Annotated in this window: 7 protein-coding genes; 6 read left to right on the top strand and 1 reads right to left on the bottom strand. The window is 34.2% G+C overall.

Annotated features, from left to right (window positions below; genetic code table 11):
• The first annotated feature begins 7 nt into the window (after nucleotides 1-7).
• From NU08_RS03245 to dusB, 6 genes are all read left to right on the top strand, one after another.
• A complete protein-coding gene (locus NU08_RS03245) occupies nucleotides 8-1183 on the top strand; it encodes a DUF2062 domain-containing protein (RefSeq protein ID WP_129745840.1) in 1176 nt (391 codons plus the stop codon).
• An 89-nt stretch (nucleotides 1184-1272) separates the two neighbouring features.
• A complete protein-coding gene (locus NU08_RS03240; protein ID WP_129745839.1) occupies nucleotides 1273-4947 on the top strand; it encodes a 1-acyl-sn-glycerol-3-phosphate acyltransferase in 3675 nt (1224 codons plus the stop codon).
• The gene (locus NU08_RS03235; RefSeq protein ID WP_129745838.1) at nucleotides 4947-6464 is read left to right on the top strand and encodes a phytoene desaturase family protein; all 1518 of its coding nucleotides are present in this window, start codon (nucleotides 4947-4949) and stop codon (nucleotides 6462-6464) included. The genes NU08_RS03240 and NU08_RS03235 overlap by 1 nt, the downstream gene beginning before the upstream one ends.
• Before the next feature lie 7 nt (nucleotides 6465-6471).
• On the top strand, nucleotides 6472-8136 hold the full coding sequence (locus NU08_RS03230) for a C45 family autoproteolytic acyltransferase/hydolase (RefSeq protein WP_129745837.1): 1665 nt from the start codon (nucleotides 6472-6474) through the stop codon (nucleotides 8134-8136).
• Nucleotides 8133-9428, top strand: a complete 1296-nt coding sequence (locus NU08_RS03225) for a phenylacetate--CoA ligase family protein (protein WP_129745836.1) — start codon at nucleotides 8133-8135, stop codon at nucleotides 9426-9428. The genes NU08_RS03230 and NU08_RS03225 overlap by 4 nt, the downstream gene beginning before the upstream one ends.
• Nucleotides 9429-9573: 145 nt before the next feature.
• Nucleotides 9574-10566 carry a tRNA dihydrouridine synthase DusB gene (dusB, locus tag NU08_RS03220; RefSeq protein WP_129745835.1) on the top strand — a complete coding sequence of 331 codons (993 nt, stop codon included), beginning with the start codon at nucleotides 9574-9576 and terminating at the stop codon, nucleotides 10564-10566.
• A 43-nt stretch (nucleotides 10567-10609) separates the two neighbouring features.
• On the opposite strand, the gene NU08_RS03215 is transcribed toward dusB, so the two are convergent.
• Complete coding sequence (locus NU08_RS03215) at nucleotides 10610-12037, bottom strand: MATE family efflux transporter (protein ID WP_129745834.1); 1428 nt, start codon at nucleotides 12035-12037, stop codon at nucleotides 10610-10612.
• Nucleotides 12038-12082: the final 45 nt, after the last annotated feature.

The raw sequence follows: 12082 nt of genomic DNA, 5'->3' as shown, positions 1-12082 counted from the left end.
ATACCACATGAAATCACAGCAGGAATTACTTAGTTCGATTCACTTTTGCGTTATTGTGCCTACGTACAATAATCAAAAAACGCTGAAAAAAGTACTGGATTCTATTTTAGATTTCACCACAAATATTATTATTGTCAATGACGGTTCTACCGATTCTACAAGCGAAATTTTAAAATCATATTCACAGCTGACTCAAATTCATCATCCTAAAAATCTAGGAAAAGGACGAGCGCTGAGAAACGGATTTAGAAAAGCATTGGAACTGGAATTTGAATACGCCATCACAATCGATTCTGACGGACAGCATTTTGCAACTGATATTCCTATTTTCATTGAAGAAATTCAGAAAGAACCCAACGCGCTTTTGATTGGAAGCCGCAATATGACGCAGGAAAATGTGCCAAAGAAAAGCAGTTTTGGAAACAAGTTTTCTAACTTTTGGTTCAAGTTTGAAACTGGAATCAAGCTAGACGATACACAGTCTGGATTTAGATTATATCCGCTTCGACTGTTGCCAAAACGTTTTTATACCAATAAATTTGAATTTGAAATTGAAGTTATTGTGCGCGCTGCTTGGAAAGGAATTGTGGTTAAAAATATTCCTATTCAAGTTTTGTATGATCCTGCTGAAAGAGTTTCACATTTCCGTCCGTTTCAAGATTTTACCCGAATTAGTATTTTAAATACCGTTTTGGTAACCAATGCTTTGCTGTACATAAAGCCGAGAGATTTTTTTAGAAGAGCAAAAAAAAAAGGTTTTAAGAAATTCTTTCTAGAAGATATTTTAGAAAGCAATGATTCTAATTTTAAAAAATCGGCCGCAATTGCGCTTGGTATTTTTATCGGACTTTCGCCTTTCTGGGGCTTCCAAACCGTATTGCTTTTTACGTTTGCTGCCTTATTCAGACTCAACAAAGTCATTGCCTATCTTACTTCAAACGTAAGTTTTCCGCCTTTTATACCGTTTATTATTTATGCTTCGCTTCAAGTTGGGAGTGTTTTTGTCAGCAGCGAAACGCCACTGGTTTTAGACAGTTCAATAACTCTTGACGATATTCAAAAAAATGCTACACAATATATCGTAGGAAGTCTTATTTTAGCAACCGTTTCAGCACTATCAGTTGGCTTTATAAGTTATTTGCTTTTAACGGCTTTTAGTTCTAAAAACAAAACAAATATTTAAGCTATGTTTCCTTCGAATTTCACAAATTAGCACAAATTAATTCGTGAAAATTCGTGAAATTCGTGGCTTAAAAAACTTAAGCGATAATCATGCATCAATATTTCTACGCCATTCATTTGTTTGTTAATCGAAGAAAATCTCTTTCGGTGCTATTGGCTATTTTGATGCTTTTGTTTTTTGGATTTTTCGCTTCAAGATTAAAGTTTGAAGAAGACATTACCAAACTTATTCCAACAAATGATAAAACCGATGTTACCGCCAAAGTTTTAAAACAATTAAACTTTGCCGATAAAACCACCGTAATTTTCAGTTTGGATAAAAATGGTTCTACAGAAGATCTAAAAGAAATGGCAACTGCGTTTTCTGACAGCGTTTCCAAATCCTGCAAACCATACATAACGGGAATTCAAGGAAAAATTGACGAAGAAAACATTCAGGAAACTATTGATTTTGTTTACAATAATTTGCCGTTTTTTCTAGATGACAAAGATTATGATGCTATCGAAAAGAAACTCCAAAAAGACAGTATTGCAGAAACCGTTCAAGGAAATTACAAATCGATTATTTCTCCGTCTGGATTTATTACCAAAGATTTTATTCTGCAAGATCCGTTTGGGATTTCTTTTATCGCTTTAAAAAAATTACAGCAATTAAATATTGGAGACGATTTTACGCTTGAAAATGGTTTTGTAATGACAAAGGATAAAAAGAAATTATTGCTTTTTATCACTTCCAATATTCCATCTAGCGAGACAGAAAAGAATACCATTTTTGCTGAAAAACTAAAATCAATTCAGGAAAATTTAAATACACAGTTTAAAGGAAAAACTTCTGTCAGTTATTTTGGTTCCGCTTTAATTGCCGTTGCCAATGCTAAACAAATTAAGGGAGATATTATTCTCACGACTTCAATTGCGATGTTTACCTTAATGCTAATCCTAATTTTATTTTATCGAAAACTGTTAATTCCGCTGATTATATTTTTGCCGACAGTTTTTGGAGGTTTGTTTGCGGTTGCGTTCCTATACTTCGTTAGAGAACAAATCTCAGCAATTTCATTAGGAATCGGTTCTATTTTACTCGGAATTACGATTGATTATTCCATTCATATTCTCACACATTACAAACATAACAGCGATGTAAAAACTTTGTACAAAGACATTACAATGCCTGTCATTATGAGTAGTTCTACTACTGCTGTTGCGTTTTTGTGTCTGCTTTTTGTAAAATCGGATGCGCTAAATGATCTCGGAATTTTTGCCGCCGTTATCGTTATGGCTTCTGCTGTTTTCTCGCTTTTAATTGTTCCGCATTTATACAAACCAAAAGAAAATCCTGCAGATCATAAAAAGAATGTGATCGATAAAATGGCTCATTTTTCTTTTCACAATAATAAAATCTTAATCGCACTTTGTGTTATCATTACCATAATTTGCTGTTTCACTTATAATGATGTTGGTTTTAATAACGATTTATCACAGCTAAATTTTATTCCGAAAGAAATTAAAGCGGCCGAAAAACAATTGGAAGAAAGTACGAGTTTAACTTCCAAAACGATTTATGTTGCTTCTTACGGAAAAACTATTGAAGAAGCTTTGCAGCATAATAGCAAACTTTTTGACGATTTATCCAAAGAAAAAAATCAGGAGAGAATTTTAAATTTCAGTTCTGTTGGCGGAATTGTGCTTGCTCAAAAAGAACAAATCGAAAAAATTGAAAAGTGGAATTCGTTTTGGACTCCGCAAAAAAAACAATTCATACAATCAGAATTAATTGCTGAAGGTTCAAAACTTGGCTTTAAACCCACAACTTACAATTTATTTTTTGATCATTTAGATTTTGACTTCAAGCCTGTTTCGGCAGATGAATTTTTAAAAATTAAAGCACTTCAATTACAAGAATTTGTAACCCAAAAAAATGGCTTTTATACCATTTCAACTTTAGTAAAAGTATCGCCAGAACAGCGAGATGCTTTTGTAAAATTGGCCTCCGCAAAAGAAAACGTAATTGCAATTGACCGTCAGCAGATGAACGAAACATTTTTCAGCAATCTAAAAACCGATTTTAATTCACTGGTAAATTATTCTTTTGTTGCTGTCATTTTAATTCTGTTTTTCTTTTTCCGAAGAATCGAATTAGTAATTATCAGCTGTATTCCAATTGCTTTAACGGGAATTGTAACGGCTGGAATTATGGGCATTTTTGGCATTCAGATGAACATTTTCAGTATGATTGTCTGCACCTTAATTTTTGGTCATGGAGTCGATTTTAGTATTTTCATGACCAGTGCATTGCAAAAAGAATATACTAATGGCGTTAACGAAATTGCCATTTATAGAACCTCAATTATTCTGGCGGTAATCACAACCATTTTAGGAATCGGCGCGATGATTTTTGCCAAACATCCTGCACTTACTTCCATTTCACTGGTTTCATTAATCGGAGTTTTTGCTGCGCTGATCATTACTTTTATTTTCTATCCGATTTTATTCAAACTGTTTTTATCCAATCGTCCGAAAAAAGGAAATCCGCCATTTCAATTGCGAACTTTCATTCATGGCGTAATTTCATTTGCGTATTATGGTTTGGGCGGAATCGTAATGTCGATTTTCAGTTTTACGATTATGCCGATTTTGCCTTTCAGCAAAAAATCAAAAATGAAAACTTTCCGATATGTGATTTCAAAATTCATGAAATCGGTTTTGTATTCAAATCCGTTTATTCGCAAAAAAGTCGTTAATAATTTCAATGAAACTTTCGAAAAACCAGCGGTAATTATTGCCAACCATTCTTCGTTTCTGGATATTCTTGCAATCGGAATGCTAAGTCCGAAAATCATTTTCTTGGTGAGCGACTGGGTTTACAACTCTCCTATTTTTGGCGGCGTTGTGAGAAAAGCAGGTTTTTATCCTGTTTCTGAAGGTCTTGAAGGCGGAGTGGAACATTTGCGTAAAAAAGTCAACGAAGGATATTCTTTGATGGTTTTTCCGGAAGGAACAAGATCAGAAAACAATGTTGTAAAAAGATTCCACAAAGGTGCATTTTTCCTTGCTGAAGAATTTAATTTGGATATTATTCCTATTGTAATTCATGGCGCGTCAGAATTAATTCCAAAAGGTGATTTTGTCATTCATCACGGAAAATTGACGGTTACCATCTTAGAAAGAATTACACCAGAAAATCTTTCTTTTGGAACCAATTATACCGAAAGAACTAAGCAAATCAGTACTTTCTTTAAATCTGAATACCGCAAAATAAGACAAGAACTTGAAGGCCCAGATTATTTTAAAACAATGCTCATTAACAGTTACGATTATAAAGAAATCGAAATTGGAAATAGCGTAAAAAAAGATTTGAAACAGAATCTGGAAGTCTATTATAATTTAAATAAACACATTGCGCCAAAATCAAAAATCCTGCATTTAGGAAATGATTACGGGCAATTGGATGTTTTGCTAGCTTTGCAGGAACCACAACGAAAAATATTTTCTTTTATAAATGATGAAGAAAAATTGCTAGTTGCCAAAACGAATTATATCGTTACAAAAAGAAAAATATTATATCTCGAGAACCTAGAATCGGCACTTGAAAATCATTATGATGTTCTTTTGGTTTCGGATGAAAGTCAAGAAGATGAAATCGAGAAAGTAATTTCGAACGTTACTTCTGTAATTTTAGTGAATTGTTCTCGTTTAAGAAATCAATTTGAAGATTTTGACTTGGTTTCTGAAGAAAATGCCTTAGTTGTTTTAAAGAAAAAATAATGAAAAAACAGTACGATGTAGTTATAATTGGCAGCGGTTTAGGCGGACTGGTTTCTGCTGTTATTCTGGCAAAAGAAGGCTACAGCGTTTGTGTACTCGAAAAAAACAATCAATACGGCGGAAATCTGCAGACTTTCGTAAGAGATAAAACCATATTTGATACCGGAATTCATTATATCGGAGGTTTAGGCGAAGGCCAGAATCTTCATCAATATTTCAAATATATCGGAATAATGGATCATTTGAATCTGAAAAAAATGGATGAAAATGGTTTTGATATAATTTCTTTTGATGACGATAAAACCGAATATCCACACGCTCAGGGTTTCGAGAATTTCATTGAAAAACTCACTCAATTTTTTCCTGAAGAAAAAGAGAATTTAGAAAAGTATTGCCAGAAAATAAAAGCAGTTTGCAAAACATTTCCGCTTTACAATCTGGAATCTCAGGGAAAATACGATGATGAGATTTTAGCGCTTAACGCGAAAGAAACTATCGATTCTTTTACTAAAAATGAAAAACTGAAAGCGGTTTTATCTGGATCTAATTTTCTGTATGCTGGAATAGCTGAAAAATCACCTTTTTATGTACATGCACTTATTGCCAATTCATACATTGAAAGTTCTTGGCGATGCATAAATGGCGGAAGCCAAATTACAAAACAGCTTCTTAAACAATTAAAAAAATATGGAGGCGAATTCTTCAAACATAAAGAAGTCATAAAAATTGAAGTTGAAAACCAAAAGGTGAATTCCGTAAAAATAAAAGACGGAACTGAGGTTTCGGGAACGTTTTTTATTTCGAATATCGAGCCGAAAACGACTTTGAAAATGGCTGGTCAGGAAAACTTCAGAAAACCATTTTTCAATAGAATTCAAAATCTCGAAAACGTACTTTCTGCTTTCAGTTTATACATTGTTTTTAAACCCAAAACTTTTAAATACATCAATCATAATTATTACCATTTTAAAAGTGCAAATGATGTTTGGACCGCGCACGAATATGACGAAAACTCATGGCCAAAAACTTTTATGGCTTCAATGAATCCGTCAAAAAAAGATGAGGAATGGGCAGATGGAATAACGGTTTTGACTTATATGAAATATGAAGATGTCAAAACTTGGGAAGATACTTTTAATACCACTTTTGAAGAAAATGATCGCGGCAAAAGTTACGAAGATTTCAAAGCTGAAAAAGCCGAAAAGCTTTTAAAAGAAATCGAAAAAAAATTTCCCGGAATTAGAGATTGCATCCAATCCGTTTATACTTCTACCCCGCTTTCCTATCGCGATTATATTGGCGGAGACGGCGGAAATATGTACGGATATGTTAAAGATTCCAATAATCCAATGAAAACTTTGATTCCTAACAAAACTAAGATAGAAAATCTTTATCTTACAGGCCAAAGTATTAATATGCACGGTGTCTTGGGTGTTACGGTTGGAGCGGTCATAACTTGCTCTGAAATTGTAGGAAAAGAATATCTGCTGGAAAAAATTAAAAAAGCATCTGAATAAATTATTTATGAAAAACCGAATCTTATATATTTTCTTCGTCGGTTTTTTAAGTTTGCTGACTTCCTGCGGTACTTCAAAATCAAAAAAACACACTCCCGATCTTACGGGTTTAAACAATACAAAACCTGTTGTAAACAAATTATCTGACAGTATTTTTATTACTGGAAAAAATTCGCTTGTAAAAAATAAACAAGGCCTTTGGGAATTATATGTAGAAGGCGATCCGCTAGAAATTGGACTTTCGACTGGCGCTCTGACCGATTCGCTTTTGCACAAACAGCAGCGTATTTTTTTCTCTAAAATTACCGATTTAATTCCGTCAAAATTTCAGCAAAAACTGCTTCGTCAGTTCTTGAAATGGTACAATCGAAAATTGTATTTGAATGTTCCTGACGAATATCAAACGGAAATTTATGGCGTTTCGCAATACACTTCAAATGACTTTGATAATATCGCACCGCAATATCAGCGCAGTTTATATCTGCATGCCGCGCACGATATTGGGCACGCTTTACAAGATCTTGCTTTGGTTGGCTGTTCTTCTTTTGCGGCTTGGAACGAAAAATCGGAAGATGGGAATTTAATTTTGGCTCGAAATTTTGATTTTTATGTCAATGACGCTTTCGCGGAAAATAAAATAGCTGCCTTTATAAAACCAGAAGAAGGTTATCCTTTTATGATGGTAACTTGGCCTGGAATGATTGGTGCCGTTTCTGGAATGAATTATGAAGGATTGACTGTAACGATAAATGCTTCTAAATCTAAAATTCCGCTTAGCGCGAAAACTCCGATTTCAATCTTGACTCGTGAAATTTTACAGCATGCTAAAAATTTAGATGAGGCTGTTGCAATCGCAAAAAAAAGAAAAGTATTTGTCTCTGAATCAATTATGGTCGGAAGTACCAATGACAACAAAGCGATTTTGATTGAAGTTTCGCCAAATAAAATGGACGTTTATGATGTTCCAAACAGTGATCAATTAATTTGTTCCAATCATTTTCAAGGTGAAGCTTTCAAAGAAGATAAAAGAAATCTGGAACAAATTGCCAACAGCCATTCTGAATACCGTTACGAAAGAATGCAGGAATTGCTATCTGAAAATTCAAAAGTAAATCCTGAAATTGCTTCGGAAATTCTTCGAAACAAAGAAGGTTTAAAAGATATTTTTTTAGGATATGGAAACGAAAAAGCCTTGAACCAACTGCTGGCGCATCACGGAATTATATTTAAACCAAAAGAAAGATTGGTTTGGGTTTCGGCAAATCCGTATCAATTGGGCGAGTTTATATGTTATGATTTAAATGAAATTTTTGGTGAAAACAGAAATGCAACAAAATCTTTTCAAAAGGAAAATCTAAACATTGCCAAAGATCCTTTTTTAGAAACAGTTGCCTTTCAGAATTTTAAAAAATTCAAAATGGAAGATCACAAAATAGACTCTATTTTGAAAAAGAAAGAAACTGTTTCTGCAGAATTTCTCCAAAATTATCAAGCATTAAACCCCGATTATTGGGTTGTATATTATAAGGTAGGATTGTACTTTTACCAAAAAAAGGAATTTCTTCAGGCAAAGCTTAATTTTGAAAAAGCTTTAAGTCACGAAATCACCACGGCTCCTCAAAAAGAAGAGATTGAAAAATATTTAAAAAAAGTCAAAAGAAAATTACAATGATTCCAGCAATAGAAAAAGATTCTTTAGAAGAGATTAAAATTTTTCAAGAAAAAAAATTAGCCGAACTTTTAGCTTATATCAGCGAGAATTCTCCTTTTTATAAAAGACTTTTTGCAGGACAGAATATTGATATTTCGAAAGTAAAAACGCTGGAAGATTTACAGCATTTGCCTGTTACAACCAAAGAAGATTTACAGCAATACAATGATGATTTTTTGTGTGTCCCACAGCATAAAATTATCGATTACGCTTCGACATCAGGAACTTTAGGAGATCCTGTAACTTTTGGTCTAACCGATTCTGACTTGGATCGTTTAGCCTACAACGAAGCCATTTCTTTTGCCTGTGCTGGAATTGAAGAAGGTGATGTTGTTCAATTGATGACGACAATCGATAGAAAATTTATGGCTGGTCTTGCCTATTTTCTCGGACTTCGAAAACTGAAAGTGGGAGTAATTCGTGTTGGAGCCGGAATTCCAGAAATGCAATGGGATTCGATTTTAAAATACAATCCGAGTTATTTGATTACGGTTCCTTCTTTCCTTTTGAAATTAATTGAATACGCCGAAATGCATGGAATCGATTATAATAATTCTAGCATAAAAGGTGCGATATGTATTGGAGAATCTTTGAGAGAACAGGATTTCTCGATGAATATTTTATCCAAAAAAATTACAGATAAATGGAATATTAAGTTGTTTTCGACTTATGCTTCTACCGAAATGAGCACTGCTTTTACAGAATGCGAACACGGAAAAGGCGGACATCATCACCCAGAATTGATCATTGTAGAAGTTTTAGACGAAAATAATCAGCCTGTAAAAAATGGAGAAACTGGAGAACTTACTTTTACTACTTTAGGAATTGAGGCGATGCCTTTACTCCGTTTCAAAACAGGCGATATGGTTCAGTTTCATGACGAGCCTTGCGCTTGCGGAAGAAATACTTTACGTGTTGGCCCAGTTGTCGGGCGCAAAAAACAAATGATTAAATATAAAGGAACAACACTTTATCCGCCAGCGATGAATGATGTTTTGAGCAGTTTTGACAATATCGAAAATCACCTTATCGAAATTTCAACCAATGATTTAGGTACTGATGAAATCTTGATCAAAATTGCAGTTAAAAATCAAACTCCAGAATTTTTACAGGAAATAAAAGATCATTTTAGAGCCAAATTAAGAGTTACGCCAAAAATAGAATTTGCTTCAAAAGAAGTTTTAAATCCATTGGTTTTTAATCCAATGAGCCGAAAACCAATTCGATTTTTTGACTACAGAACTTCGTTCTAAGTTGCTAAGATACTGAGATTCTAAGGTTCTAAGTTTTTCTTTTTTAATATTAAATAAGGATAAAAAACTCAGAACCTTAGCATCTTAGAAACTTAGAATCTTTTTAATTGAACTAAATGTTGTAATTTTGCAAAAAATTACGAAGATGGTCAAGATTGGCAACATAGAACTACCCGAATTTCCTTTACTACTAGCACCGATGGAAGATGTTAGCGATCCGCCGTTTCGCAGGTTATGCAAAACGCACGGAGCTGACTTAATGTATTCTGAATTTATTTCGTCGGAAGGATTAATTCGTGACGCTATAAAAAGCCGCATGAAGCTGGATATTTTTGATTACGAACGTCCTGTTGGAATTCAGATTTTTGGTGGTGATGAAGAAGCAATGGAAATGTCATCTAAAATTGTTTCGACTGTAAAACCAGATTTAGTGGATATCAATTTTGGATGCCCAGTAAAAAAAGTCGTTTGCCGTGGCGCAGGTGCTGGAGTTTTAAAAGATGTCGATTTGATGGTTCGTTTGACCAAAGCGGTTATCAAAGGAACTGATTTGCCTGTTACAGTAAAAACCCGTTTAGGCTGGGATGAAAACTCTATTAACATTGATGAAGTTGCTGAAAGACTTCAAGATATTGGTGTTCAAGCTTTAACAATTCACGCTAGAACTCGTGCTCAAATGTACAAAGGCCATTCTGACTGGTCGCATATTGCGCGTGTAAAAAACAATCCAAGAATTACAATGCCTATTTTCGGAAATGGTGATATCGACAGTCCAGAAAAAGCATTGAAATATAAAAATGAATACGGAATTGATGGCATCATGATTGGTCGTGCCGCAATTGGTTATCCGTGGATTTTTAACGAAATCAAACACTATTTCAAGACAGGCGAACACTTACCAGCTCCAACGGTTATTGATCGTGTTGAAGCGGCTAGAAATCATTTACAATGGTCAATGGAATGGAAAGGCGAGCGCTTAGGAATTGTTGAAATGAGACGTCATTATACGAACTATTTCAAAGGAATTCATTCGTTTAAAGAATTCAAACAAAAACTAGTTACCACAGATGCTCCTGAAGATTTATTCGCGATTATGAAAGAAATCGAAGAAGTGTATGCAGGATACGAGTTTGTTTAAAACATAAAAAAGACCTTCAAATTTGAAGGTCTTTTTCTTTTTATTATACTTGAACTCTCTTCCACTTTCCTCTTTTATAGAAAACGATTCCCGTCAAAGTAATTGCAGTTTCTGCAACTGGAATAGCTATAAAAACTCCAGTTGGTCCCATATTGAAATGCTTCGCTAAAACAAAAGCCAACGGAATTTGAAACAGCCAAAAACCAAAAAAGTTAATTCCTGTTGGTGTCCAAGTATCTCCTGCTCCATTGAAAGTGTTGATCAAAACCATCCCAATTCCGTAGAAAATAAATCCGATGCTCATGATTTGCAATGCTTCAATCGCAATGGTTTTTACCTGCTGATCATTCGTGAAAAACGAAATAATATATTGTCCGAAAACCAAAGTAATAATCATAATTGAAGCCATGAAAATTACATTATATCTGGCTGTTGTATAAACCGATTTTTCGGCACGTTCAATTTGTTTGGCTCCTAAGTTTTGTCCAACCAAAGTGGCTGCTGCATTACTTAATCCCCAAGCGGGAAGTATGAAAAACATCATAATTCTCAAAGCAGTCTGATATCCCGCAGAACCATGATCGCCTCCTGTTGTTGCGACTAATTGTGCTAAGAAAATCCAGCTGCAAGAAGCAATTATAAATTGTAAAATTCCAGGTGCCGCAATTTTTACTAAAGCTTTTATCTGTGTAAAATCTGGAGCAAAATATGGAATCTTGATTCTTAAAATTCCGTTGCCAAAAAATAAATGATAAACCTGATATAAAACCCCAATACTTCTTCCAATAGTAGTTGCTAAAGCCGCTCCAACTAGTCCGAAAGCAGGAACTGGTCCAAAACCGTTAATTAAAATCGGACATAAAATGATATTGCAAATATTGGCAATCCAAAGACTTTTCATTGCAATTGCAGCATTTCCAGCTCCACGAAAGATTCCGTTTATTAAGAACAAAAGCATAATGCATAAACTAGAACCAATCATAATTTGAGTAAATCGGAAACCATGTTCGGCAGATTCTACAGAAGAACCCATCAGAATCAAAATCTCTTTTGCGTATATAATTCCGAAAATACTTAATACACCATTAATTGCAAATGCTATAATAATGGCTTGCATTCCAGCTTTTGCTGCTGCAACAGGATCTTTTTCTCCAATACGCCTCGCTACAACTGCTGTTGCTGCCATACTCATTCCTATGGCGAGAGAATAAATTACTGTCAACACCGATTCGGTTAAACCAACCGTCTGAATAGCAAAACTGCTGTGTTCCAAATGTCCGACGAAATATAAATCGACCAAAGCAAAAACCGATTCCATCATCATTTCTAAAACCATCGGAATGGCCAATAGAATTACTGCTTTTTTTATACTTCCAGAAGTATAGTCAAAAGATTCGTCGCCTTTTAAAGCCTGTTTAATTGTGGTAAAAATTTTGGAAATAAAACTTTCTTTTATAGATGTTTCTGTCATGATATTTTAGGATAAATGATAAAATTGGTCCAGATGTATCTTTAA

This window comes from Flavobacterium anhuiense, assembly GCF_004151235.1.
Taxonomy (GTDB): domain Bacteria; phylum Bacteroidota; class Bacteroidia; order Flavobacteriales; family Flavobacteriaceae; genus Flavobacterium; species Flavobacterium anhuiense_A.
This window is presented reverse-complemented; position numbering and strand designations above follow the sequence as displayed.

Coding starts and splice junctions, on each gene's coding strand:
- NU08_RS03230 (WP_129745837.1), top strand. CDS start 6,472: ATGAAAAACCGAATCTTATATATTTTCTTCGTCGGTTTTTTAAGTTTG.
- NU08_RS03235 (WP_129745838.1), top strand. CDS start 4,947: ATGAAAAAACAGTACGATGTAGTTATAATTGGCAGCGGTTTAGGCGGA.
- NU08_RS03240 (WP_129745839.1), top strand. CDS start 1,273: ATGCATCAATATTTCTACGCCATTCATTTGTTTGTTAATCGAAGAAAA.
- dusB (WP_129745835.1), top strand. CDS start 9,574: ATGGTCAAGATTGGCAACATAGAACTACCCGAATTTCCTTTACTACTA.
- NU08_RS03245 (WP_129745840.1), top strand. CDS start 8: ATGAAATCACAGCAGGAATTACTTAGTTCGATTCACTTTTGCGTTATT.
- NU08_RS03215 (WP_129745834.1), bottom strand. CDS start 12,037: ATGACAGAAACATCTATAAAAGAAAGTTTTATTTCCAAAATTTTTACC.
- NU08_RS03225 (WP_129745836.1), top strand. CDS start 8,133: ATGATTCCAGCAATAGAAAAAGATTCTTTAGAAGAGATTAAAATTTTT.